This window comes from Flavobacterium sp. RHBU_3 (genome assembly GCF_046613565.1).
Classification (GTDB): Bacteria; Bacteroidota; Bacteroidia; order Flavobacteriales; family Flavobacteriaceae; genus Flavobacterium.
Genome location: NZ_JBKJHC010000001.1, coordinates 122,385 through 148,765, shown reverse-complemented (window position 1 = coordinate 148,765; position 26,381 = coordinate 122,385). Strand labels below are relative to the sequence as shown.

Sequence of the window (26,381 nt, the reverse complement as noted above, 5' to 3'; positions counted from 1 at the left end):
AAGTTTTTACAACCTGCTGCTGCATACCATACAATACACTATGAACCACATTTTAAAAAGCCTGATACTGTTATTATTTGTTACCGCACCCCTTACCGCACAGGAACGCTGTGCCGTAAACGGAAAGGTAGTATCTAACTTTGACGACCTGGAGGGTATTTATGTAATAAACCGCAATACCGAAACTACAGTGCTTACCAAGCGTGGCGGGTATTTTACCATAAACGCGGCCGTTAACGACACGCTGGTGTTTTCTGCAGTACAATTTACAGCAAAAAACATTGCTGTAAAGGAAACCGACTTTGGGCCCGACCTGATGCTGGTGCCGCTGCAACCCCTGCAACACGAACTAAACGAAGTAATTATTACAGATTACAGCTACATTAACGCGGTATCGCTTGGCCTGGTAAGCGCAAACCAAAAACAGTACACTCCGGCCGAGCGTAAACTGGCCACCGCCAGCAGCTTTAAAATGAACCCGTTAGGACTGGACCCGATTATGAACGCTTTTAGCGGGCGCACCGCCATGCTGCAAAAGGCAGCCGAAACCGAGAAAAAGGAAACCTTTATCGAAAAAATATACTATCTTTATAGTGAAGACGACATCGTAGCCAAGCTAAAAATCCCGATGGAATATGTGTCTGGTTTTGTGTTCTATGCCGTAGAAAACAAATACCTTATTAAAGCCATAGAAAGAAAGGACACCAATATGGCAAGGTTTATGATGACCGGTTTGGCAGAGAAATACCTGTCAATGATCAATAATGATAAATAAGCCACTAAGCATACTATTTTTTTTCATACTTAGCTTTACTGCCACAGCGCAGCAACGCACAGACCTGCACGGACGCATAATGTCGGCAGGAAATTCGGTGTATGGTGTATACGTTATTAACCAGTCTACCGGAGCAGAGGTAAAAACCGACGCTAACGGTAATTTTTCCATTCCTGCAAAACCCGGAGACAGGCTGGCGGTATACGGCAACTATACCGAAACACGTGAATTTGCCATAAGCGAACGTTCTTTTACAGAGAAGCCCTACCTGTTAGAGGTAGTAACCAAAGGCACGGAGCTGGAGGAAGTGGTAATAGACAACAAAGTAACATCGGAACAACTGGGTATAGTGCCCAAAGGCCAAAAGCAATATACCGTAGCCGAACGCAGGCTGTACACTGCACGGAGCGGCATGGGACTGGACCAACTGATAAACGTACTGAGCGGACGCATGAAAATGCTGAAAAAAGCAGTAGAAACCGAGCGCAAAGAACAGCTGCTGGAAGCCATAGACGGAATGGTAAGCGATGACGAACTTGCAAAAATAGGCGTACCGCGCGAACAGGCTCGGGGATTTTTGTTCTACGCCATTGAAGACCCACAGGTAGCCGATGCTATTAAATCAAACAATCCAAGCCTGCTGAAACTGCTGCTTATGCAACTTTCTGAAAAATACATCAAACTACAAGACCAACATGAATAAGCTACTCTATATTTTACTTTTTATATCGGTATCTGCATTTGCACAAAGACAATCGTTTCGCGGTAAGGTGGTAACCGACCACATTCCGCTAAAGGATATTTTTGTTATTGATAAAAGTACCGGCTTTGAAACCAAGACCGATGCCGACGGCCTTTTCAGGCTGGATATAAGGCCGGGGGAAAAACTGGCCGTATACAGCGACCGCACCGAGGTAAGGGAATTTACCGTTTCTAAAGAATGGTTTGACCAACAGCCTTTTGAACTCGACGTAAAACTAAAAGGCAACGAACTTAAGGAAGTGGTGGTAGAAGACAAGATAGACAACAAATCGCTGGGGCTGGATACAAGCCCAAACCTTACCCCTGCCGAGCGCCGCAAAAAGGCAAACAAGCTGGTAGGCACTAACCAGGGGCTTAGCATTAATGGCGACGGAATTATAAACCGTGTTACCGGCAAGAGCAAAACCATAAAGCAGAGTGTAAATACCGAAGATAAAATTACCGCAGTAGAAAACCTGCGCAACATGTATACAGATGACGAATTCTATGAAGAATTTGCCATACCGCTTGAAAACGTGGAAGGTTTTATCTACTACGCCGCCGAAAACTTCGACTGTATGATTTGGCTTAAAGCCAATAACCGTGCAAAAGCTAAACCTTACCTGCAACCCCTTGCCGTAGAGTACCTAAACCGGCTTGCAGATGAAAAGTAAACTCAGCATAGCTGTACTGTTTTTATGTACGCTTGCTGCCTTTGCCCAGCAACAGCGCAAGGAGCTTCGCGGGCGGGTAATATCGGGCGATGCCGTATTGCCGGGGCTTTTTGTAATAAACAACATCACTGGCACCGAAACCAAAACGAACAGTCAGGGAAATTTCACCCTACCCGCAAAACCCGGCGACCGTATAGCCGTGTACGGAAAAAACATACAGGTAAGGGTATTTACGATAAGTGAGGCTTCGTTTAAAGACAATCCTTACGTACTATCAGTAGAAATAAGCACCGCCGAACTGGAGGAGCTTAAAATAAACTATATAAACTCAGAATCGTTGGGTATAGTCCCCAAAGGTCAGAAACAATATACCGTAGCCGAACGCAGGCTGAAAACCGCAAGCGAGTTTAAGCCTTCGCTTATGTTTTTCCTTATGGGTGGCGTATCTTTGCCCCTGGACCCTATAATCAATGCAATAAGCGGGCGTACCAAAATGATGAAAAAAAACCTGGCTACAGAGGGCAGGGAATTTAGCATAGAAGGCATAAACGACATTTACACCCCGGCACAGATAACCGAAAAGCTGCACGTGCCCGAAGAACTGGTAAACGGCTTTATTTTTTATGCCGTAGAAGACCCGGAATGCGCCGAAGCCCTAAGGGTAAAAAATAACGAACTGGTTAAATTACGCCTTATGGTACTGGCCGAACAGTACCTGAAATTACAGAAAGAAGGTACCACATCGCAAAAAACAATACAAACCGAACCATGAAACTAAGAGCCCTACTCACGCTTTTATTACTACTCCCTTTAATAAGCCTTGCCCAAAACAAGAAGCCCCGCGAAATACTGCGCGGACATATTATAGCCGACTCACTTAGCGTAGCTGATATTACGGTACAAAACAGTACATCGCGCATTAGTGCTGTTACTGACACTAATGGTTATTTCACCCTTTATGCCCGTTCCGGCGATACGCTTTTTGTAAACAGCATAACCTTCAGGTCGCAATTCCTGGTGCTTAAAGACAGTCATATGCAGGAAAACCCGCTTACCTTGAAAATGGACGTAAACGTAACCACGCTGGACGAAGTAGTGATTACCCCGCTAACGGGTGACTTAGGCTACGACACCAAAAAAACAAAAGTAGCAGCGCTAAACCCCCACGTTACCCCCGAACAACTGAAATACGACTACCCTATAAGCAAGCGCCCGGTAAACGGTGCATTGCCCGTAACCGAAAGTGCATTACAGGGCATCGACTTTAAGGCCATTTACAAAATGATCTTTAAGCCGAAAAAGAAAAAACAGGATAAAGGCGTTATAGACGGCACCCCGAATACTAAAACATTCAGTGAGGTGGTAAGCGGGCGTTTTACCCACTACTTTTTTACCGAAACGCTTAAAATACCACATAATGAAATAGGCGCATTCCTTACGTTTTGCGACCAAGGCAAGGAAACCCGCCCGTTACTGGACCCGAGGAAAGAATTTGAATTGACCGATTACCTTGTGGGTAAGGCCAATGAATACCTGAAACGCAACAAAGGGTAGTTTTAGCAGAAAGCTTATCTTTGCTTAAACACAAGCTAAAACCCAAACCCGTATGGACATTTACCATATAACCGAACCTACTGCACCTAAGGTGCCTATTATCATCAGTTCGCCGCATTCGGGTACTGATTTTCCACCGGAAATTGCCGGCAGGCTACACCCCGATATGGCCGCACGTCTCGATGACGCCGACTGGTTTATAGACACGCTGTACGACTTTGCCCCGGCTATGGGCATTACCCTTATAAAAGCGAATTACTGCCGCTGGGTCATCGACCTGAACCGCGACCCTGAGAGTAAACCACTATACAGCGACGGGCGTGTTATTACAGGACTGGTTCCATTTACCGATTTTAACGGCAATCCGCTTTACACAGGCGCTACTCCCGACGAAACTGAAATAGCAGAGCGTGTACAAAAATACTACCTGCCCTATCACGAAAAAGTAGAGGAATTTTTGGCACAGACCAAACTGCAATTTGGCACCGCATTATTGTTTGATGCGCATTCCATCCGCCGTATGGTGCCGGGCATTCAGCAGGAAGCTTTTCCGCAACTGATACTGGGCGACAACGACGAAACCTCTGCATCGGCTGACATTATAAAAACTGCTTGGGAGGTGTTAAGCAACAGCAGTTACCAAGCCACCCACAACACACCTTTTAAAGGAGGACACATAACCCGTTACTTTGGTAAACCCGACAACAACATCCACGCATTGCAACTGGAAATGACCAAGACCAATTATATGAATGCCACCGAAACGGAGTACAGCCCCGAAAATGCAGCGCAGATTCGCGCCGTGCTAAAACAACTATTTACCGAACTGATAAAAACCGTAACCCCATAATGGCAACGGCTACCACCTATACCTTTAAAGGCCTGCTTACTGAAAACGGCTGGCTTACCAATGCCGCAGTGCAGCTTGATGCTTCGGGCAATATCCTTTCAATAACACAAGACGATTTACCACAAGGTGAATACATAAACGGCTATGCGTTGCCGGGTTTCCAGAATGCGCATTCGCACGCCTTTCAATATGCTATGGCAGGACTTGCCGAACTGCACACCGATACCGGCGCGCAGGATGATTTCTGGAGTTGGCGTAATGCCATGTACGGGTTGGCACTTACCCTTTCACCGGAGCAGATGGAAGCCGTAGCCGCCATGCTGTACAGCGAAATGGCGCGCCACGGGTACACCGCCGTAGCAGAGTTCCACTACCTGCACCACGATAAAGAGGGCAGCCCCTACCCTAACCTTGCGGAAATGGGTACGCGCCTTATGGCTGCCGCCAAAAAAGCTGGCATCCGTATAACGCTGGTGCCTATGTTTTACCAGCAGGGTGGTTTTGGGCAGGCACCGGTAGAGAAACAAAAGCGGTTTATTTCGCCTACCATAGAAGACTACTACAAACTTTTAGACAGCACTATTGAAGTTGCAAAAGGTTTTGATAACGCCAATGTAGGCATAGGCATACACTCGCTCCGTGCCGTGAAGCCTGAAGATGTAATTGCGTTGTGCAATGCCTTAGACGGTTCGCGCCCGTTTCATATACACATATCGGAGCAGTTAAAAGAGATTGAAGACTGCCTTGACTATCATGGCAAACGTCCGGTGCAATGGCTGCTGGACAACTGTGTGGTTAACGAAAACTACCACTTAGTCCACGCTACACATTTAGACGAAAGTGAAGTAACCGGTATAGCCAAGAGTGGTGCCAGTGTGGTGATTTGCCCAAGTACCGAGGGCAATCTGGGCGATGGTTTATTCAGCTTTGACAGTTATAAAAAACAAAACGGCAACTGGAGCATAGGAACCGACAGCCATGTGGGGCTTAACCCATTGGAAGAACTCCGCATACTGGATTACGGGCAGCGCCTGATTTCTCATAAACGGACCACCTATGTTATCCCAGAAAATGGCGACAGCGGTTTTAACGCGATTAAAATGGCGTGGCAAAGCGGCCGCAGGGCTATGGGCGCTGCCGATGAGCAATTCTTTGCGGTAGGCCAGCCGTTTGATGCCGTGGTAGTGAAAGCTACATCGCCATTGATTGCCACTGCTGCCGAACGCAACCTGTGCAATACTTTTGTATACAGCGTCGACGTTACCGATATGGAGGGAACCATAGTTTCCGGGCAATGGGTAAACCGTAACGGCAGCCTGCAAAACCGCGATGCGATTGTAGCGGATTTTGTGCGGGTTATGGGGGAATTGGGGACACGTTCTTGATTTTGTAACACAGAGATACACGGAGGGAGCACAGAGCCACACGGAGAAAAAGAGGTATCACCTTCGGTGTGAGTACACAGAACGTTACGGAAATTATTGCGTACAGCTCTGTGTACTCGCGCTGAAAGCGCAATCTCAAAAAACTCTGTGAATCTCTGTGCTCCCTCCGTGTATCTCTGTGTTACAATTACAAACTATATCCTCTTTTCAGGTTAATTCTTTAAATTTGCCACATTAATATTTTCATCATGCTTGGACTGAAACTTTTAACCGACCCGCGCTGGGCAAACATAGCCGAAGGCAACCTTGAAGAAATCCTTACCGACCATGCCTGGTGCGAACAGAAAGCCGCCAGCAACGCCATATACCTGATTACCAATAACTCCGAACATTTGGATTTGGTACAGAAAATGGCCGAGATTGCCGTGGAGGAAATGGAACACTTTAAAATGGTGGTAGATATTATAGAGCAGCGTGGCTATACCCTGGGCCGTGAACGCCGTGACGACTACGTGGGCCAGCTGATAAAATTTGCCCGTAAAGACGGCAGCCGCAATACCTCATTCATAGACCGACTGCTGTTTGCGGCCATGATTGAAGCCCGCAGCTGCGAGCGTTTCAGGGTGTTGTCTAAGAATATTAAAGATGCCGAACTGGCCAAATTTTACCACGACCTTATGGTAAGCGAGGCCACACACTATACCACGTTTTTAAACTTTGCCCGCAAGTATGCCGAAGATGTAGACGTAGAAAAACGCTGGGCAGAATGGCTGGAATACGAAGGCCAGATCATTCAGAGTTATGGGAAGAGTGAAGCGATACACGGGTAACTATGATATAAAAAAACGCACCGGTGGGTGCGTTTTTTAATCAACAATAGCGTTAATTTCATTAATAACTTCAGATATAACCGCGATTGCTTTTTCATAATCTATATTGAAAAATTCTCGCCTAGGATCAACTCTGTAGAAATCTAATTTTTCATGGATGATTTTTTCTGCTTGTACACAGTCTCGAACATTCCACTCATGTGATTTCAAAAATCTATCTGGAACACTTGTTTTCGAAAGTTGCTTTGCTCTTTCATCTACATCTTTCCTTGTTAAACCGATTTTGAAAATATTCTTACCCATAGCAGGATTTCTAAGAATATAAATAAATCCTGCATTTTCACCAATAAACCTATCATATTCTTTTTCAACAACTAATCCGTCCTCTGTAGATTCAAACCAGCTATGAGTTAAATTAACCCATGTCCTGCCATGTATGGGATTACCATTTTTATCAAGTCCTATTTCACCAATTTCTAGCTTCTTCCAATAACCACCAGTTTCAACCCTAAATAGATCATCTCTTAAATTAATGATATCTGGGGAAAAGACCCCTTTTTTATTCAAAGAATATAAGGCCTTAACTGACGCTTTATATCCGAATACATCTCTATATTTTCGTTTAGAAATCGGGCTAGTATTTAATTTTTTAAAATGGGTTTCCAAATTTTCTTCTACAATTAAATCTTCATTGTGATTAAAGTAATATGGTAGATAGAGCGATAATTTTAGTGCTTCAAAAATTGGATTATATATTTCAACAGCCGCTTTAAGACTTTCCAAAGTTTCTCGCCATTCCTTTCCGTCCAACTTGCCTATCTGAGTTTCATCAATTTCATCTGTAATAAGACCATAAGCTAAAGAGGTTTCTTCGGCTATATATCTAGCGTCAATAGTCATAGTTTCAAGATCCACCCTGCAAGCCACTACAGATTTTATATATTTTTCATCTTTATCTAAATAAATATAATCATATTCTTCCTCCTGAACTCTTTCTTTAAAATCAGCAGTGAGTCTAGCTCTACCTGGAATGTTAGAGCGAAACTCAAGGTCTTTTTTATCAAGAATATCGTCACCGTTTTTTTTTCTACCCGCTATCATTAACATAGTTATCTCATTTCCCCTTCTAATGATTGAAACTCCAGCAATAACAAATTCCTGACCATCTCCAGATTTAAATTTAATTTTCTCTAAATCATCACCTACGTTAAAGTTGTAGATTATTTCATTAGTAATACTCTCATCTATAAGTTTTTTATCTTCTTCAAAGTCTTTAGAAGTTATGAAATCAATAAAATCAAAGAATGATATTAAATAATTTTCTTCCTCAATCAACTCAAAGTAAATTTCCGGCGTCCTAAAATTTAAAAATGCCTCAAGAATATTAAACATTAACGGCATACTTCTTAAGCCATAAAACCAAGCTCTATTATTAAAATCTTCCAAATACTGCCGCAAAGAAATTTCGGTAACTAAATCACAATTAGATAACATTTGCGCTTCGAGAGAATTGAAAACTTTTTCTCTAGATCTTTTTACAAATTCATTATGTTTCTTATCATATAGAAATCTACCTTCCAATTTTTCAATTAACTTAGAATATTCACTAGTATCCTCAGGTGGCAGTGCGTTTCTTAATATTTCTCTATGTCTTGCTTTTCTATCTTTCATCTTCACTTAGGTTTGGTTGCCAATCAAATATATCAACTTCTCACTATATTTTCAAACTCCTCATTTTTAACTTCCCCATATCCCACAAAACCATTATGTTTGTGGATGGTTATGAAAAAGTTAATCCGTATATCATGTTTGCTGCTGCTGCTGGGGGTACTCACCTCGGCAACCGTACACAAATACTACGTGGCGGTATTTCAGGTGGAGGCTGCCCCGGCCAAAAAACAGCTGCAAATAACCGGGCGTATTTTTATAGACGATCTGGAAAAAGCGCTGAGTACCAAATACGGCAAAAAGTTCGGGCTTGCATCGGGCAAGGAACTCCCCGAAAGTACCGAAACCATAAAAAAATACATGGCCGATAAAATGAGCGTAAAGGTAAACGGCAAGCCCGCCGCCCTTACGTACTTCGACCGCGAATACGAAGACGATATGCTGGTGGTGTACTATACTGTACCTGCTCCTAAAAAAATATCGGCGCTGGAAGTGCGCAACACCGTGCTGTTTGAACTGTTCCGCGAGCAGCAGAACATGATAAACGCCAACATAAACAACCAGCGCAAAAGCCTGCTACTAAACTACGACACGCCCCAGGGCACACTAAACTACTAAACAATGAAAAGAATTATCTGCACCCTTTCGGTTCTTGCCAGCCTGTACGCCACCGCGCAGGACAAGCCCGCTACACCACGCGAACCGGGACATGGCGACAACAACAAGTTCAGCCAGATGTACGATCTTTTGGCTACGCCCAATATGTTCCGTACGGCATCGGGCGCACCCGGCCCTGCTTACTATCAGCAACAAGCCGATTATAAGATTGATGTGGAACTTGACGACAAGAACACCAAGCTGTACGGTACCGAAACCATAACGTATACTAACAACTCACCCGACCCGCTGGAATACCTGTGGGTGCAACTGGACCAAAACCAGCACGCCGCCGATTCGCCATCGAAGCTGGTAGAAAGCCAGAAGATGAACGAGGCATACAGCCCGGCAGGCTTTTCGCGTGAGTACCTGCAACAGCAGTTTGACGGCGGATTTAAGTTGGAATACGTAAAAGACGCAGCCGGCAAGCCGATGAAATATACCGTAAACCAAACCATGATGCGCATCGACCTGCCTACGCCGCTAAAGCACGGCGAAAAGGTATCGTTCAGCATTAAGTGGTGGTACAACATTAACAACTACCAGGTTATAGGTGGGCGCAGCGGTTACGAACATTTTGATAAAGACGGCAACAACCTGTACGTAATTGCGCAGTTTTACCCACGCATGGCGGTGTACAACGACGTAGAAGGCTGGCAGAATATGCAGTTTTGGGGCGCAGGCGAATTTGCCCTGCCGTTTGGCAACTTCGAGGTGAACATTACCACCCCGGCAGACCATATCCTTGACGGAACGGGCGAACTGCAAAACCGCGCCGAAGTGCTTACCGCAGCTCAGGCTAAGCGTTGGGACTTGGCAACCAAAACCTTTGATAAACCTGTGGTAGTAGTTACCCAGGACGAGGCAACGGCTTCAGAAAAGGGCTTTAGCACCAAAAAGAAAACCTGGAAGTTTAAGGCTACAAACGTGCGTGATTTCGCGTTCAGTTCAAGCCGTAAGTTTATATACGATGCCATGGCGGTACAGCTGGGCGGCAAAACGGTTATGGCCATTTCGCTATATCCTAAGGAGGCAAATCCGCTGTGGGGCGATAAGAGTACCCGTATAGTAGCGCACACGCTAAAAACCTATAGCAAGTACACGTTTGACTATCCTTACCCTAAGGCGATTTCGGTTTCTGCCGAAGACCAGGGCATGGAGTACCCTATGATTTGCTGGAACTACGGCCGCCCTGACGAAAAAGGCGTGGTAAGCGACCGCATTAAGTGGGGTATGGCAGGAGTTATCATCCACGAGGTGGGGCATAACTTCTTCCCGATGATTGTAAACTCAGACGAGCGCCAGTGGACATGGATGGACGAAGGACTTAACAGTTTTGTAGAGTTCCTTACCGAGCAGGAATATGACCCGGCTTTCCCTACACGACGTGGCCCTGCGGCTAATATAGTACCGTACATGAGTGGCGACCAGAAGTTCCTGGAGCCGATAATGAGCAACTCTGAGACCATACACCAGTTTGGAAACAACGCTTACGGCAAGCCTGCAACGGGATTGAATATTTTACGCGAAGTGATTATGGGTCACGACCTGTTTGACCACGCGTTTAAAACCTACGCCCAACGCTGGATGTTTAAGCACCCTACTCCCGAAGATTTCTTCCGTACTATGGAAGACGCTTCGGCGGTAGACCTGGACTGGTTCTGGAGGGGATGGTTCTATACTACCGATTATGTAGACATAGGCATTATGGATGTAAAACAATACTACGTTACCGACGATAAACCTAAGGACAGCAAGGAGGCCAACATCCGTAAAGGACGTTTCGGACAGGAACAAGGGCCTTTTGTGTATATGGTTACCGATGGCAAAGACAAAGCGTTTGACACCAAAGACATAAAGCTCCTGAAAGATTTTGTAAACGAAAAACTATCGGCTGAAGACAAAGCAAACCTGAAACAACCGAAGTATTTCTACGAACTTACTTTTGACAAGCCGGGCGGTATGCTGATGCCTATCATCGTACAGCTTACCTATGAAGACGGCACCAGCGAAACGCAAACCTTCCCGGTACAGATTTGGAGAAAGAACAACCAAACTGCCATGAGGGTTTTTGCTACCGATAAAAAAGTGGTGAAATTCCAGCTGGATCCTAAACTACAAACTGCCGATATAGACATTACAAACAATATGTGGCCACGCGAAGCCGTGAAAACAAAGTTTGATACGGGTAGTAAAAAATAAAAATTAACGATTTTCACCTACAACCCTGATATATTTACCGATATATCAGGGTTTTCTATTAATTTTTAAGGAGTTGGCAGCAGTTTTTTCTATATTTTTGGCTAAAACTTTCACCAAATGAAAAAACTATTACTATCAACTATTGTATTGGCAAGCATGGGTGCTTCAGCACAAACAATAAGCAGTTTTTACACTACAGGCTCAGGTGCAGCTTCGTACATTATTGCTTCAGGCGTGCCGGACGAAAGCGCTACCGGCGAAAACACAAGTTGGGATTTTAGTGCATTAACCAATGCAGGAACCGCTACGGCACAAGTTATCAGTTCTACAACTAACCAGTCCTCTACGTATCCGGGCACACAGCTTGTAGCCGAATCTGTAGGCGAGTACAACGGTGCAGGGTCTTCTTCTACCATCGATATTTTTACAACCGGAGGCGGCACCATTACAGGCATAGATATAGACGGTGTAGTACTAAACTACAGTACTAACAACGCTACCCTGGGTACTTTTCCGCTACAATATGGCTACAGCAATACCGACCAGGTTGCAGGTACCTATTCAGCAACTTTATCGGGTACGGCATACAACGGTACTTTTACGGGTACCTGTGTTACCAGTGTAGATGCTTATGGCACCATAACCAGCAGCATAGGTTCGGTTAGCGGTACATTAACCCGCCTTAAAGTAGTACAAAACCTAACACTGAACTACCTGGGCTTCCCGGCAGGAACAGCTACACAAACCATTTACCTGTACTACGCTTCGGGTAATGCCACGCCTATGGTACGCAGCCTTGCTACTAACGTAAACGTACCGGCACTAAGCGTTGATTACGATGTAAATTCGGTAGAAATATACAACGGTGTGGCCGGTGTTAATACCGTAACTAAAAACAGCATCAACATAACACCAAACCCTACAGCTGAAGTACTGCATTTTACAGGCGACTTTAACAATGCAAAAGTTGCAATTATCGATGCTACAGGACGAATAGTGCTATCGGGTAACGGAAACGACCTGAACATAAGCAGCCTGAACAGCGGCGTTTACTTTGCAAATGTTAAAGCCGAAGCAGGTAACCAAACGGTAAAGTTCATTAAGAAATAATATTTTACAGACTTATAAAACAAGCCTGCACTATGTTAAAGTGCGGGCTTGTTTGCTTTTAGGGCTTAAAAAATCATTAATAAGCTAAACCCCGCGTACTAATAAGCCGTATTTATAGTTAACTTTGTAATCAAAATTTTTAGATTATGTTCGGAATAGGAGGCGGAGAGCTTTTTTTCATACTGCTGGTTGTGCTGATGCTTTTTGGTAGCGATAAGATACCCGAAATAGCACGTACCCTGGGAAAAGGTATGCGCCAGCTGAAAGATGCTACTAACGATATTAAATACGAAATACAAAAGAGCGCCGAAGTAGATGATATTAAAAAAACCTTTACGGATCTGGGCGATAACCATAGTGTTACCAAACAGATACAAGGCGAAATAAACAAAGTAAAGGAAGATATAGAAGACTTTTCGGGTCCTATAAAACGTACATAAGGGAATGATAGAAAAACTGCACGAGTGGGATGTTAAGCTTTTTGTGTTTCTAAACAGTCTGGGAAGCGAAGCCTACGATTCGTTATGGGAAATCATTACCCGCTTTCAGTACTGGATACCGGTATTTGCCATTGTATTATACATAGCTTACAAAAAACTGGGCAAAAACCACTTTTTTTTGGTTTTGGGTATGGTAGCACTCACAGTGCTGTTTACGGACCAAACGACTAATCTTATAAAGTTTCTTTTTAAAAGGCCACGCCCCTGCAATAATCCGGACATTGCAACACTAATACGTGCCGTACAAACCCGCAGGTCATTCAGCTTTGTGTCAGGGCACGCGTCTAACTCTATGGCGGTTTCGTTTTTGGTATACAACATACTAAAACCTTACACAAAATACATAGGATTGTTTTTCCTTTGGCCACTTATATTTGGCTTTAGCCGAATTTACCTTGGCCTGCACTATCCCGGCGATATACTATGCGGTTACCTGTACGGATTATTAACCGGATGGTTTATCCTGCAACTCTATAAATTCATCAGACAAAAATACAGCCCTACCTTTGCGTAGGGTTTTTATTTTACCCTACTAACAGTAAGCCCATCACGGATAGGTAACAGCACGGTCTCTACACGCGGGTCTTCCTTTACCATTTTGTTGTACTCTACCAGTATACGGGTACTCTTATCGTTTGCCTTTACTTCCTGAAGCACTTTACCACTCCACAACACGTTGTCAGACAGTATAACGCCGCCCTTGTTCATTAACGGCACTATCATTTCCCAGTAATTTGGGTAATTCTCCTTATCGGCGTCAATAAACACCAAATCAAACTTTTTCCCTAATGCCGGGATAATATCCAATGCACTGCCCAGGTGTTGGGTTATTTGCTCACCCCATGGACTTTTATCAAAAAAAGTGCGTTGCAGGTCGTACAATTCCTCATTAACATCTATAGTATCCAGCGTACCCCCTTCGGCTAATCCTTCGGCAAGGCATAGCGCGGCATACCCCGTAAAAGTCCCTATTTCTAATATTGCTTTCGGGTTTACAAGCTTGCTCAGCATACTTAATATCCTCCCCTGAAAATGACCGCTAAGCATACGCGGCTGCGTGGTACGGCGGTGGGTTTCCCTATCCAGTTCCTTTAGTAAAGCAGGTTCATCGGCACTGTGGCGTGTAGCGTAATCGTCAAATTCTTCAAACAGGGTATGCATAATGTTACTAAATGTTTATGTAGCGCAAAGATAGCCATTCTAAACGAAAACGATCCCTCTGCCCCACTACGGTGTAAAATCAAATAAAATCCTGAAATGTCACCAAATTTCCACCTTTAAAACACCCTATTTCCTAAATATTTAGATAACATTGCACACCATCTCCTAAAAAACTTAAAAATAATGAAACGGACACTAACCCTACTTTTCGGGCTGGCAGCGGTTACCGGTTTTGGCCAGGTGACCAATAAAGGTGTACCTTACAGCTGGCGTGCTTCAAACTTAAACGAGCCACAAAAAATTTTACTCCCAGCGGTTGATGTAAAAACGCTATTAGAGGAAGACAAACGAAACGAAAACAATAAAAACGTACCCTATCGTTTCGGGTACGAATTTACCACAAACTATACCCTGCAAAATAGCGGTTCATGGAACACCCTACCCAATGGCGACCGCTTGTGGAGAGGACATTTTAATGCTCCGGGTGCTAAGGCAATGCACTTTTGGTTCAAGGATTTTTACATTCCCAAAGGTGCTACGCTGTATGTATACAATAATACCCATACAGAACTCATAGGCGCCTATAACCACAACCAAAACAGCGGCACCTATTTTGGCACATGGCCGGTAAGTGGTGACAATGTTTGGCTGGAATATTATGAACCAAAAGAACAGCAGGGCAACAGTAAGCTTACCATTTGCAAAATAGGCCATGCTTATAAAACACTGCGAGGTATGGCTAATACCAACAAGGAAGTGTTTTCTGAAAGCTGTCATTACGATGTGGAATGTGTTGTAGATGCTGTAGAAAACCGCAAGAATATAACCAAGCATTCGGTAACCCGCATTATAGGCAGCAAGCCCGATGGTGGGGCTTTCCTTGCCAGCGGCGCCCTTATAAACAACACAGCAAACAACGGCATACCCTATGTACTTTCGGCTAACCATGCCTGGGTAGACGGTACCATGTACACGTTCAGGTTCAACTGGATAAACCCTACCCCGGACTGCCCTTCAAGTGGTAATGGCGACAGCAGTATAAATGAGGTACAAACGATGAGCGGCGCCGTGCTGAGGGCACGCCGTGAAGAATCAGACTTTATGCTCCTGGAGCTTATTAACGATATTCCGGACGAATGGGGCACCATACTATCCGGCTGGAGCCGTGTACCGGAAGCGGCGGCTTTTTCTTACGGAGTACACCACCCGGCAGGAGATATAATGAAGGTAAGCCTGGACCTTGATCCGCCCACACTGGCTGATAACGGATATGTATGGAGTGTAGGCGACTGGGAAATTGGCGCAGTTGAAGGCGGTTCATCGGGTTCACCGCTACTAAACCCCGAGGGCGAAATTATAGGCCAACTGTGGTACGGCATGCCCGGATGTAATGGCAACCAGCCAAACGGCGGGCTTGCAGGCTATGGGCGTTTTAGTAAATCCTGGGACGATGGCGATTCGCCCGCAACTAGGCTTATGGAATGGTTGGATCCGCAAAATACAGGGAGCCTTATCCTGGAACCGTACCCGGCACAGACCATTTATGCCAATGATGTGAAACTTGCCCTTATAGACCTGGGGCACGATGGCTGTAGCCAAAACATCAGTCCGCAAGTACGCCTTATTAACTACGGAAGTAGTACGCTTACCGCAGCTACCATAAATTATTTACTGAATACAGGTGAAACACAAACCATTAACTGGGAGGGCACCCTGCCTGAAAACCAGACAACTTTGATAGACATTCCTGCATTGACCGGAGTTATAGGCGAAAATACTTTTACCGCATGGGTAAGTGCACCAAACAATACCAATGACGACAACCCCGGTAACAATGAGGTTACAGCAAATTTTAAAGCACACACTGAAATTAACGCTACCGAGCTCACCCTTACAATAAACACAGACGAGTATGGCGAAGAGGTGAGCTGGGAGCTTAGGAACCAATACGGAATACTACTATACAGTGTGCCAGGAGAAACCTATGAAGGCTTTCAAACGTATACCACAACACTGATGGTACCGGATGATGGTTGTTACGCTTTTACCATTAACGATGCGTACGGAGATGGTATTTGCTGTGATTACGGACAGGGCAGCTACAGCCTTGTTAGCGAAAACGGCACCGCGCTTGCCCAGGGAGGTGCTTATGCACACACCGAAACCACAAATTTTAAAATATCGCACGCATTAAGCACACAAAACCCTGCCCTGAAAGGCGTAGCAGTATACCCTAACCCTTCTGCAGGAATCTACAACATAAGCGGAACCAAAAACGGCGACACCTATGCAGTATACAATCTTTTGGGTCAGGAAATAAACCGTGGCGTTTGTGCCCAGGGCAGCACTACCGCAATAGATATATCCGGCTCGGCTATGGGAGTATACATCCTTAAAATAAAAAGCAGCAACAGCGAAAACAGCTACAAGCTTATTAAAGATTAGGTAATGCTGTTATTTGATTGTATAGTATAAATTAGCCGCAGCATAACAAATAACCGGATCAACCCATAAACAGATAACCTGATTACAATGAAAATAACACTATCACTACTTATTGTTTTAACCACTTGCTTAGGCTTTAGCCAGGTTACTAACAAAGGCACGCCGGTAAGCTGGCGCACCGTAAACCTGACTGAACCGGCAAAAATTACTTTACCCGCCGTAAACCTGAAAGCCTTAACGGAACAGGATGCAAAAAATGCGGGCAGGAAAGATGTACCATACCGCTTTGCCCATGAATTTACCACAAACTACACCATGGAAAACAGCGGTATGTGGAACATCCTGCCAAATGGCGACAGGCTGTGGCGCATACATTTCAGTTCGCCGGGGGCTAAGGGTATGCACTTTTGGTTCAGGGATTTCTTCATCCCGAAAGGAGCCACACTGTATGTGTACAACAACGACCACACCGACCTGCTGGGGGCTTATGACGAGCGCCAAAACCACAGCGGGCCATACTTTGGCACCTGGCCGGTAACAGGTGATGATATGTGGCTGGAATATTACGAACCAAAATCGCAAGCGGGCAAAGGAAAGCTTACCATAACCAAGGCAGGACATGCCTACAGGGCAGTGCGTGGTATTTTAAAATCGGCACAGGAAGTAATGTCCGGTGACTGTAATTACGACGTAGAGTGTTTTATGCCGGGCGTAGAAAACCGCAAAGACATTACAAAACACTCTGTGGTGCGCATCCTTGCCAGTAACGACAGTATAGCTTTTGTAGCCAGTGGCGCCATGGTAAACAATACGGCTAACGATGGCACGCCTTATATGCTATCGGCTAACCACGCCTGGGTAGAAGGTTGTATGTATACCTTTCGTTTTAACTGGATAAACCCGCAACCTGCATGTCCGTCTACAGAAGATGGCGACTTTAGCTTAAACGAAGTACAAACCATAAGCGGTGCCACCATGAAAGCGCACCGCGCCCAGTCCGACTTTTTATTGATGGAGATGAACACAAGCATCCCTGAGGAATGGGGCGTTATCTTTTCGGGCTGGGACCGCACCGATATTGCCCCGGCATTTACCTACGGGGTACACCACCCTGCAGGCGATATAATGAAAGTAAGCGTAGACTACGACCCACCTGTAAAAAATGTATTTAACCGCGTTTGGGACATACAATCCTGGAATACCGGTGTTACCGAAGGCGGTTCATCAGGCTCACCGTTGCTTACTCCCCAGGGACGCATTATCGGTCAGCTTTGGTACGGTTCATCGGGCTGCGATGGCCTGGTATCTAACTTTGGAGGCGACTCTTACGGGCGCCTTGCAGTATCGTGGGCCACGGGCACCACACCCGAAACGCGACTTAAAGAATGGCTGGATCCGCAAAATACCGGCGCTACTACCCTCGATGCGTACCCGGCACAAACTATATATGCAAACGACATAAAACTTGCCCTTGCCGATTTGGGTCACGACGGTTGCAGCGAAACCATAAACCCGCAGGTAAGGCTTATAAACTATGGCAGTAACACACTTACTTCGGCTACAATAAGTTATTCTCTTGATAATGGTACTACCCAAACTTACAATTGGACAGGCTCATTACCCGAAAACCAGGCCGAACTGATAGACCTCCCTACCCTTACAGGCACCCTTGGCGATAATATTTTGAGCATCTCGGTTACCAGCGCTAACGGCATTGCAGATGAAAACCCGGACAATAACACTATTACAGGTAACTTTACTGTATACCCCATTACTCCGGCAAATGAGCTGACTTTTACCATTACAACAGACGGTTATGCGTCGGAAATAAGTTGGGATTTAACCAACCAGTATGGTGCTATACTATATTCGGCACCCGAAAACAGCTACGAAAACAACCTTACCTATACTCAAACCCTGCCCCTACCCGATAACGGCTGTTATACCTTTACCATACACGATGGTTACGGCGACGGTATTTGCTGCGCCTACGGCGCAGGCCATTACAGCCTTGTAAGTGACAGTGGTGAAACAGTAGCCGAAGGTGGGGAGTACGAACATTTTGAAACCACAAAGTTTAAAATAGAACACGAGTTAGGCACCTCAACCCCTGCTGTTCAAAACATTACCGTATACCCTAACCCATCGGCTGGAGTGTACAATGTTAAGGGCATCAATACAGGATTTGGCTATGCAGTGTACAACCTTGTGGGTCAGCTTGTAAAACAGGGCAGCTTTAGTGCTGATACCGCCACCCTGGATATATCGGGCGCGGCAAGCGGTGTGTACATCCTGAAGGTGAAAAGCGGCAACAGCGAAAGCAGTTATAAGCTGGTGAAAGAGTAAAGGGTGGATTTGTCAATTTGTCAATTTGGAAAAAGCCTGTAAACGCTTAAGTTGACGAATAAACAAATCCACAAATTCCCGAATTTACAAATCCGCCAAAAAACACCTACCTTTGCAGCATGCAAACGGAGAAAAGGGACATAAGGGCACTGAGCAAAGAACAGTTAAGGGATTTTTTTGTAGCCAATGGCGACAAGGCATTTCGCGGCAACCAGGTTTACGAATGGTTGTGGAACAAACGCGCGCACAGCTTTGACGACATGACTAATGTAGCCAAAGGTACCCGCCAGATGCTGGAGGATAACTTTGTTATCAATCACATACACGTAGACCAGATGCAGCAAAGCGAAGACGGCACCATAAAAAATGCTGTGCGCCTGCACGACGGCCTTGTGGTAGAAAGTGTACTGATACCTACCGAAACCCGTACCACCGCCTGTGTAAGCAGCCAGGTGGGTTGTAGCCTCGACTGTAAGTTTTGTGCTACGGCACGCCTTAAACGTATGCGTAACCTTAACCCCGACGAAATCTACGATCAGGTATCTGCCATAGATAACGAAAGCAGGCTGTATCATGGGCACCCGCTGAGCAATATAGTGTTTATGGGCATGGGCGAACCGCTTATGAACTACAACAACGTAATGAAGGCGATTGAGAAAATCACTTCGCCGGAAGGCCTGGGCATGAGTGCCAAACGCATTACCGTGAGTACATCGGGCGTATCTAAAATGATAAAAAAGATGGCTGACGATGGCGTAAAGTTTAAGCTTGCCGTATCATTACACTCCGCCATTGAAGAAGTACGAAACCGCATTATGCCCTTTACCACCAGCTTTCCGCTTACAGAACTAAGGGAGGCGCTGGAATACTGGTACAGCAAAACCAAAAGCCGCGTTACCTACGAATACGTGGTTTGGGGCGGCATAAACGACCGCAAGGTAGATGTTGATGCCCTTGTAAAGTTTTGTAAGTATGTACCCTGCAAGGTTAACCTTATAGAATACAACCCCATAGACGACGGCGAATTTCAGCAGGCGGCACCCGAAGCTGTTAACGCTTACATAAAAGCACTGGAACGCAACGATATAGTGGTAAAAGTGCGCCGCAGCCGTGGCAAGGACATTGATGCAGCGTGCGGCCAGCTGGCCAATAAGAACGAAGCAGCGCAGTAAGTTTATTTTGTTTCAGGTTTAAAGTTTCAGGTTGCCCGGCTTTACACTTTATGACTTTTGTCTTTCGACCAAGACAACTTTCGACTTAAAAAAACTTTATAACTAAAGCGGCTTTTGCTATCTTTGGCGTTGAATGAAAATCACCGAGCAAATAAAGCAGCCCATAGCAGCCGAGATGGAACTTTTCGAGAAAAAGTTCTACGAGGCAATGTCCAGTAAAGTGGCGCTTTTAAACCGCATTACCTTTTACATTGTAAAACGCAAGGGCAAGCAAATGCGCCCTATGTTTGTGTTCCTTACCGCCAAGATGATTAGCGGAGGCACCATAAACGAGCGTTCGTACCGCGGGGCTTCGGTGATAGAGCTTATCCATACCGCTACCCTGGTACACGACGACGTAGTAGACGACTCTAACCGCCGCCGTGGGTTCTTTTCCCTTAATGCACTATGGAAAAACAAAATCGCGGTTCTTGTAGGTGATTTCCTTCTTTCTAAAGGTTTATTACTCAGTATAGACCATGGCGATTTCGACCTGCTTCGCATCATATCGGTTGCCGTACGCGAAATGAGCGAGGGCGAACTCCTGCAAATAGAAAAAGCCCGCAGGCTGGACATTACCGAAGATGTGTACTACGAAATCATCCGCCAGAAGACTGCTACACTTATTGCGGCCTGCTGTTCGCTGGGCGCGGCATCGGTAAACCCCGACAGTGAGGACGTGGAGAAAATGCGCCGTTTTGGCGAACTCATCGGTATGGCGTTCCAGATTAAAGACGACCTTTTTGATTATACCGAAGATTCTATAGGCAAGCCTACAGGCATTGATATTAAGGAGCAAAAAATGACCCTGCCGCTTATTTATACGCTGAATAACTGTACCAAACAGGAAAAGAAGTGGCTTATAAATTCGGTTAAAAACCACAATAAAGATAAGAAACGCGTAAAAGAGGTCATTGCATTTGTGCAGAACAAAGGTGGCCTTACCTACGCCGAAAAACGGATGGGCGAATACCAACAGGAAGCCCTGGAAATACTATCTACCTACCCTGCATCACCGTATAAGGATGCTTTGGCCCTTATGGTAAATTATGTAATAGAGCGGAAGATATAAAGCAAAGAGCTTTCTTAGGAATATATATTAACTCTGAGTGATGTTCCATTTCGAGCGAAATGCAATGGAGTCGAGAAATCTCTTTACATCAACATTCTTGAGATTTCTCCATTCCGCTGCACTACATCGAAATGGAAGAGCGCATTTAGACTTAAGAAACTAAATTTCATTGTTAAGGAACCTAAACTCCGGATTGACCGTTTTTATCAAATCCTCTTTCTTTTTCCTGTTCCATTTTTTCAGCTGAGTTTCCCTGTCTATGGCTATCTGCACATCCTGATAATGTTCCCAATAAAGATAATAGCAGCACTTATATTTTGCAGTGAATGCTTTTGAATGAGGCTCTGGATTTTCATGATAATACAACCGTTCTTTCAAATCTGTTGTAAAGCCAATATACAGCACGCTCCTGGCTTTATTTGTCAGGATGTAAACATAGTAATTATGTGTACCTAACGTGTGCTGCATACTTCAAAAAAATTAAAAGGAAGGCTCTTCCATTTGCTTCGCCTGTTCGGACTATGCCCTCAGGACGAGCGAAATGCAATAGTGCCGAGAAATCTCTTTACATCAACATGTTGAGATTTCTCCACTCCGCTGCGCTACGGTCGAAATGGAAGACGCCGTTCATATATCTGTATACTGTGACTGTAAACTCAGGATTATTTCCCCCTTACCTTCAGTTCCCATTTCCAGGCCGAGGCAAGCGCTTCATCAAGCGATTTTTCGGCTTTCCAGCCCAGTACATTGTTTGCTTTTGTAGTATCGGCATAGGCCTCGGTAACGTCGCCTTCGCGGCGCGGTACTATCTTGTAATTCAGCTTTTGGCCGGTAGCGCTTTCAAAGGCTTTAATCACTTCCAGCACCGAGTTGCCTTTACCTGTACCCAGGTTAAATACCTCTACCTTTTCGGCGTTCTTAGCATCTACAAGGCGTTGCAGTGCCACCACATGAGCTTTAGCAAGGTCTACCACATGTATGTAGTCGCGTACGCAGGTACCATCCGGCGTTGTATAATCGTCTCCAAAAACAGAAAGCTGTTCGCGCAGGCCAATGGCGGTCTGCGTAATGAACGGCACCAGGTTTTGCGGCACTCCTAACGGAAGCTCGCCTATATTAGCCGACTCGTGTGCCCCTACCGGGTTAAAGTAGCGCAGCAATATGGCGTTTGTACCGCTTACTTTGGCTGCATCACGGATTATCTCCTCGCCTATCTGCTTAGTATTACCATAAGGACTCATAGCAGGTTGTACCGGCGTATCTTCGCTTATAGGCATTTTCTCTGCCTGCCCGTATACGGTGCAAGACGAACTGAAGATAAAGTTGGCACTGTTCTTTTTCTGTAGCTCCTGAAGGATGTACACCAGGGCGCCCAGGTTGTTCTCGTAGTACAGTAGTGGGTTTTGCACGCTTTCGCCCACCGCCTTGCTGGCCGCAAAGTGGATAACGCCGCTTACATCACTGTATTTGCCAAAAAAGCTTTGTACAGCCGCTTTGTCGCGCAGGTCTATCTGCTCAAACTCGGGTTTCTTACCGGTAATGGCTTCAATACCATCCAGCACTGCTACAGATGAGTTTGAAAGGTCGTCTATAACCACCACATCAAAACCCACGTTTTGTAATTCTACCACGGTATGCGAACCGATAAAGCCAAGGCCTCCTGTTACGAGTATCTTCATAATGTTGTTATTGGTTATTTTTTTAGTTGTTGGTTGTCGGTTGCTGGTTGTTGGCCTTACTCAAACCCAACAACCAACAACTAAAAACTAACAACCTGCTTATTTCAAAAATTCCAGTATTGCACCGGTAATAAATGCTATTTGCTCATCTTCCAGCTCTGTGTGCATTGGTAGCGCCAGCACCTCGTTTACCAGCTGGTTTGTTACCGGAAAATCGGCTTCGTTGTAGCGGACATCGGTATATGCCTTTTGGCTGTGCAGCGGTATAGGGTAATAAATGGCGCACGGTATGCCTTTATCCAGCAGGTGTTGCATCAGGGCATTGCGGTCGGCATCCAGTATCCTTATCACGTATTGGTGAAACACATGGCTGTCTTCTGTACCTTCTATAAACGGGGTAACAATTTTAGCGTTATTAGCCAAAGCCGCGCTGTACTTTGCAGCAGCCTCACGGCGGGCTTTGTTGTAACTGTCTAAAAGTGGCAGCTTGGCATTAAGCACTGCAGCCTGCACACTGTCTAAACGGCTGTTTACACCCACCACATCATGGTGGTAGCGCACATACATACCGTGGTTTACAATACCGCGAAGGGTATGTGCCAGGGCATCGTCATTGGTAAATATAGCACCACCGTCGCCATAGCAGCCCAGGTTCTTGCTTGGGAAGAACGAAGTAGAAGCTACGTGGCCTATGCCGCCTACTTTCTTTTTAGAACCGTCGGCAAAGGTGTAATCGGCACCTATGGCCTGTGCGTTGTCTTCTATAACATACAGGTTATGCTCTTTGGCTATTTCCAATATGGCTTCCATATTAGCCACCTGCCCAAAAAGGTGCACCGGCACTATGGCTTTGGTTTTAGGGGTAATGGCTTTTTTAATGGCCTCTATAGAAATATTAAAAGTATCAGGCTCTACATCTACCAGTACCGGGGTAAGTTGTAGCAGGGCAATAACCTCTACGGTAGCAGCAAAGGTAAAATCGGCAGTAATAACCTCATCGCCGGGTTGCAGGCCAAGGCCCATCATGGCTATCTGTAGCGCATCGGTACCGTTTGCACACGGTATTACGTGTTTTACGCCAAGATAGTCTTCCAGGCTTTTCTGGAAAGCGTGTACCTGTGGTCCGTTAATGTAAGCTGTGGTATCTAGCACTTCCTGAATAGAAGCGTTTACGGTATCTTTTATATGGTCGTACTGTGATTTCAGGTCAACCATCTGTATTTTTTTCATAATAACTATGCCCTGAGAACGGGCCGCTTTATTAAGTTAATAATCGGCACAAAAATAATCAACTTTAATGAGTTATTATGCACACACGGGGTACATTTTACAAGTACCGAAACCACATAAAAAGCAGAGGGCTTTACTCCCGGTGCGTATTCCGTTTGTAAAGCCTCTACCTGTTTGAATGATTGGTTGGTTGGTTTTCCCTCTCCCGATAAATGTTACCCAATTAAGAACTAAAAAAATATTGCTTTTTGCCAAAAATACAGCCTCAATAATTTAAACCTAATCGAAAAGCAAAGCCAGACTGTGTGTTAAAAATATTTTTTCCGGGAAAGATTTGTTGTTCTTAACTGGGGTCAAAATTGCTGCATATCAGCACAAAAAACAAATTAATGTCGTGAATTGTACAACATATAACGTGGAATGTAAATAAGGCGCCAAAACAACATAACAAGGATTCTCCTACAGATAAACTAAGTGGTATGCAGGCAAAAAATAAACCGTATTTTTGCAAAAAAAACATGCGGCTACTGTATAGCTTTTTCACCCAAATCACTTTTTTGATTCTGCACATTGTGGCATTGTTCAGTCACAAGATGAAACTTTTTGTACAGGGACGCAAAACAGTCTTTGCTACTTTGCGCGAAAAGATACAGCCAAGTGATAAAGTGATATGGTTCCACTCGGCTTCATTGGGCGAATACGAGCAGGCACTCCCCATTATGGAGCAGGTGCGCGTACAGTTTCCTAAACACAAAATACTGCTTACCTTCTTTTCCCCTTCGGGATATGAAATACGCAAAAACACCCCTGCCGCCGATGTGGTAGTATACTTACCTATGGATACCCTGGGTAATGCCCGGAGGTTTATGCAGCTGGCGCACCCGGATATGGCATTCTTTATTAAGTATGAATTTTGGCCGAATTACCTTTTTGAGCTACACAATGTTAATGTACCCACCTATCTTATATCGGGACTTTTCAGGCCAAACCAGGTATTCTTTAAATGGTACGGCGGTTTTTACAGAAAAGCATTTAAAGCATTTAACCACTTTTTTGTACAATATGAGCGTTCAAAAGAGTTGTTGCAATCCATAGGTTTTACCAATTCATCGGTTAGCGGCGACACCCGTTACGACCGCGTAAGCCGTATACTGGAACAGGACAACCACCTACCATTTATAGAAGAGTTTAAAAACAACAAGCTCACTTATGTTTTTGGGAGTTCATGGCCTGCTGATGAGGAGAAGTTTTTTGATTTTATAAACACCTCTACTGATATAAAATTTATTATAGCACCGCATACCTTTGGCGAAAGCCATATGCAAAGCCTGAAAGACAACATAACCAAGCCGCTGGTTTTCTTTACGGAAAAAGAAGGAAAAAACCTTGCGGAATACAACGTACTTGTAATAAACACCATAGGCCTGCTGGGCAAAACATACAGCTATGCCGATGCCGCTTATGTAGGCGGAGGGTTTGGCACCGCAGGATTACACAACATACTGGAGCCGGCAGCATTTGGCATTCCCATAATTATAGGCCCCATACACGATAAATTCCCCGAGGCAATAAGCCTGACGAAAGAAGGCGGCTGCCTGGTAATAAATAACAAGGAAGAAGCCGAAACCCTACTACAGAAACTGGCCGATGACCCTGACTACAGAAAAGAAACAGGTGATAAGGCCGGCAACTTTGTAAAGAAAAACCGTGGCGCCATCAATCATATAATGGGTTATATAACACAACATCATGGAAGTAAGCTTTAACCCCTTTAGCGCAGCCGACGCCGCTACCGTAGTGGGCATGATGGAGCAGTTCTACGCCATAGACGGCTACCCTATAGATGCCGCTGTGAGCAAAGATCTTTTCCTTCAGTTTATCGAAAACGGTGCGCTGGGCAAAGGATGGCTGATATATGCCGATGGGCAACCTGTAGGGTATGTAATACTTACGTTTGTATTTAGTTTTGAATACGCCGGGCGTATAGCGTTTGTAGACGAGTTGTTTATAACCGAAGCCATGCGCGGAAAAGGCCTGGCTAAACAAGCCCTTGACTTTATAAAGGAGGCAACCAAGATGCTTTCCATCAAAATCTTGTACCTGGAAATAGAGCCGCACAATGAAACCGCACGCAAGCTGTACCTGTCTAAAGGGTTTACAGAGCACAAGCGCGGACTAATGCGCTATAAGTCTTAATATCTATTGGCTAAAAAAGCCTAATATCCCTTTACCACGAAGTACACAAAGCTTTTTCACAAGGCACACAAGGCTTTACAAATAATGGCTTGTTC

24 protein-coding genes are annotated in these 26,381 nt (G+C 45.0%); 19 read left to right on the top strand and 5 right to left on the bottom strand.

What is annotated here, in order from left to right; translation table 11 throughout:
• The first annotated feature begins 40 nt into the window (after positions 1–40).
• The 8 genes from ACLI1A_RS00670 (at position 41) to ACLI1A_RS00635 (ending at position 6,809) form a co-directional block, all read left to right on the top strand.
• Complete coding sequence (locus tag ACLI1A_RS00670) at positions 41–775, top strand: hypothetical protein (protein ID WP_411405024.1); 735 nt, start codon at positions 41–43, stop codon at positions 773–775.
• Positions 765–1,478, top strand: a complete 714-nt coding sequence (locus ACLI1A_RS00665) for a hypothetical protein (protein ID WP_411405022.1) — start codon at positions 765–767, stop codon at positions 1,476–1,478. The genes ACLI1A_RS00670 and ACLI1A_RS00665 overlap by 11 nt, the downstream gene beginning before the upstream one ends.
• A complete protein-coding gene (locus tag ACLI1A_RS00660; RefSeq protein ID WP_411405020.1) occupies positions 1,471–2,190 on the top strand; it encodes a hypothetical protein in 720 nt (239 codons plus the stop codon). Before ACLI1A_RS00665 ends, ACLI1A_RS00660 begins: the two co-directional genes overlap by 8 nt.
• Positions 2,180–2,962: a hypothetical protein gene (locus ACLI1A_RS00655; RefSeq protein ID WP_411405018.1), complete on the top strand. Its 783-nt coding sequence runs from the start codon at positions 2,180–2,182 to the stop codon at positions 2,960–2,962. The genes ACLI1A_RS00660 and ACLI1A_RS00655 overlap by 11 nt, the downstream gene beginning before the upstream one ends.
• Positions 2,959–3,744: a hypothetical protein gene (locus tag ACLI1A_RS00650; protein ID WP_411405016.1), complete on the top strand. Its 786-nt coding sequence runs from the start codon at positions 2,959–2,961 to the stop codon at positions 3,742–3,744. Before ACLI1A_RS00655 ends, ACLI1A_RS00650 begins: the two co-directional genes overlap by 4 nt.
• A 52-nt stretch (positions 3,745–3,796) precedes the next feature.
• Positions 3,797–4,594 (top strand): N-formylglutamate amidohydrolase, encoded by a 798-nt coding sequence (locus tag ACLI1A_RS00645; protein ID WP_411405014.1) that lies wholly within the window; start codon positions 3,797–3,799, stop codon positions 4,592–4,594.
• Positions 4,594–5,979 carry a formimidoylglutamate deiminase gene (hutF, locus tag ACLI1A_RS00640; RefSeq protein WP_411405012.1) on the top strand — a complete coding sequence of 462 codons (1,386 nt, stop codon included), beginning with the start codon at positions 4,594–4,596 and terminating at the stop codon, positions 5,977–5,979. The genes ACLI1A_RS00645 and hutF overlap by 1 nt, the downstream gene beginning before the upstream one ends.
• A 248-nt stretch (positions 5,980–6,227) precedes the next feature.
• Positions 6,228–6,809, top strand: a complete 582-nt coding sequence (locus ACLI1A_RS00635; RefSeq protein WP_411405010.1) for a tRNA-(ms[2]io[6]A)-hydroxylase — start codon at positions 6,228–6,230, stop codon at positions 6,807–6,809.
• A 36-nt stretch (positions 6,810–6,845) separates the two neighbouring features.
• Here the strand turns inward: ACLI1A_RS00635 and ACLI1A_RS00630 are convergent, their stop codons facing one another.
• On the bottom strand, positions 6,846–8,480 hold the full coding sequence (locus ACLI1A_RS00630) for a GIY-YIG nuclease family protein (RefSeq protein ID WP_411405008.1): 1,635 nt from the start codon (positions 8,478–8,480) through the stop codon (positions 6,846–6,848).
• A gap of 111 nt (positions 8,481–8,591) precedes the next feature.
• Here ACLI1A_RS00630 and ACLI1A_RS00625 point away from each other — a divergent pair, with 111 nt between their 5' ends.
• From ACLI1A_RS00625 to ACLI1A_RS00605, 5 genes are all read left to right on the top strand, one after another.
• Positions 8,592–9,095, top strand: a complete 504-nt coding sequence (locus ACLI1A_RS00625; RefSeq protein ID WP_411405006.1) for a DUF6702 family protein — start codon at positions 8,592–8,594, stop codon at positions 9,093–9,095.
• Between the two features lie 3 nt (positions 9,096–9,098).
• Positions 9,099–11,336, top strand: coding sequence for a M1 family metallopeptidase (locus ACLI1A_RS00620; protein WP_411405004.1), 2,238 nt, complete (start codon positions 9,099–9,101; stop codon positions 11,334–11,336).
• Between the two features lie 117 nt (positions 11,337–11,453).
• Complete coding sequence (locus ACLI1A_RS00615; RefSeq protein WP_411405002.1) at positions 11,454–12,446, top strand: T9SS type A sorting domain-containing protein; 993 nt, start codon at positions 11,454–11,456, stop codon at positions 12,444–12,446.
• A 146-nt stretch (positions 12,447–12,592) separates the two neighbouring features.
• Positions 12,593–12,886 (top strand): twin-arginine translocase TatA/TatE family subunit, encoded by a 294-nt coding sequence (locus ACLI1A_RS00610; protein WP_411405000.1) that lies wholly within the window; start codon positions 12,593–12,595, stop codon positions 12,884–12,886.
• A gap of 4 nt (positions 12,887–12,890) precedes the next feature.
• On the top strand, positions 12,891–13,460 hold the full coding sequence (locus ACLI1A_RS00605; RefSeq protein ID WP_411404998.1) for a phosphatase PAP2 family protein: 570 nt from the start codon (positions 12,891–12,893) through the stop codon (positions 13,458–13,460).
• A gap of 5 nt (positions 13,461–13,465) precedes the next feature.
• Here ACLI1A_RS00605 and ACLI1A_RS00600 read toward each other — a convergent pair whose 3' ends face one another.
• On the bottom strand, positions 13,466–14,107 hold the full coding sequence (locus ACLI1A_RS00600) for an O-methyltransferase (protein ID WP_411404996.1): 642 nt from the start codon (positions 14,105–14,107) through the stop codon (positions 13,466–13,468).
• A gap of 183 nt (positions 14,108–14,290) precedes the next feature.
• On the opposite strand from ACLI1A_RS00600, the gene ACLI1A_RS00595 reads away from it, so the two are divergent.
• The 4 genes from ACLI1A_RS00595 (at position 14,291) to ACLI1A_RS00580 (ending at position 21,181) form a co-directional block, all read left to right on the top strand.
• Positions 14,291–16,552: a T9SS type A sorting domain-containing protein gene (locus tag ACLI1A_RS00595; RefSeq protein WP_411404994.1), complete on the top strand. Its 2,262-nt coding sequence runs from the start codon at positions 14,291–14,293 to the stop codon at positions 16,550–16,552.
• An 87-nt stretch (positions 16,553–16,639) separates the two neighbouring features.
• Positions 16,640–18,898 carry a T9SS type A sorting domain-containing protein gene (locus tag ACLI1A_RS00590; RefSeq protein ID WP_411404992.1) on the top strand — a complete coding sequence of 753 codons (2,259 nt, stop codon included), beginning with the start codon at positions 16,640–16,642 and terminating at the stop codon, positions 18,896–18,898.
• Positions 18,899–19,017: 119 nt separating this feature from the next.
• The gene (rlmN, locus tag ACLI1A_RS00585) at positions 19,018–20,070 is read left to right on the top strand and encodes a 23S rRNA (adenine(2503)-C(2))-methyltransferase RlmN (protein WP_411404990.1); all 1,053 of its coding nucleotides are present in this window, start codon (positions 19,018–19,020) and stop codon (positions 20,068–20,070) included.
• Between the two features lie 133 nt (positions 20,071–20,203).
• Positions 20,204–21,181 carry a polyprenyl synthetase family protein gene (locus tag ACLI1A_RS00580; protein WP_411404988.1) on the top strand — a complete coding sequence of 326 codons (978 nt, stop codon included), beginning with the start codon at positions 20,204–20,206 and terminating at the stop codon, positions 21,179–21,181.
• 159 nt (positions 21,182–21,340) lie between these two features.
• On the opposite strand, the gene ACLI1A_RS00575 is transcribed toward ACLI1A_RS00580, so the two are convergent.
• The 3 genes from ACLI1A_RS00575 to ACLI1A_RS00565 all read right to left on the bottom strand — a co-directional run bounded on the left by ACLI1A_RS00575 (position 21,341) and on the right by ACLI1A_RS00565 (position 24,090).
• On the bottom strand, positions 21,341–21,649 hold the full coding sequence (locus tag ACLI1A_RS00575; RefSeq protein ID WP_411404986.1) for a GIY-YIG nuclease family protein: 309 nt from the start codon (positions 21,647–21,649) through the stop codon (positions 21,341–21,343).
• Positions 21,650–21,843: 194 nt separating this feature from the next.
• Positions 21,844–22,860, bottom strand: coding sequence for a UDP-glucose 4-epimerase GalE (gene galE, locus ACLI1A_RS00570; protein WP_411404984.1), 1,017 nt, complete (start codon positions 22,858–22,860; stop codon positions 21,844–21,846).
• Positions 22,861–22,959: 99 nt separating this feature from the next.
• The gene (locus ACLI1A_RS00565; RefSeq protein ID WP_411404982.1) at positions 22,960–24,090 is read right to left on the bottom strand and encodes a DegT/DnrJ/EryC1/StrS family aminotransferase; all 1,131 of its coding nucleotides are present in this window, start codon (positions 24,088–24,090) and stop codon (positions 22,960–22,962) included.
• A gap of 593 nt (positions 24,091–24,683) precedes the next feature.
• Between ACLI1A_RS00565 and ACLI1A_RS00560 the strand changes: the two genes are divergently transcribed.
• Positions 24,684–25,856 (top strand): 3-deoxy-D-manno-octulosonic acid transferase, encoded by a 1,173-nt coding sequence (locus tag ACLI1A_RS00560; RefSeq protein ID WP_411404980.1) that lies wholly within the window; start codon positions 24,684–24,686, stop codon positions 25,854–25,856.
• Positions 25,840–26,286, top strand: a complete 447-nt coding sequence (locus tag ACLI1A_RS00555; RefSeq protein ID WP_411404978.1) for a GNAT family N-acetyltransferase — start codon at positions 25,840–25,842, stop codon at positions 26,284–26,286. Before ACLI1A_RS00560 ends, ACLI1A_RS00555 begins: the two co-directional genes overlap by 17 nt.
• Positions 26,287–26,381 lie beyond the last annotated feature (95 nt).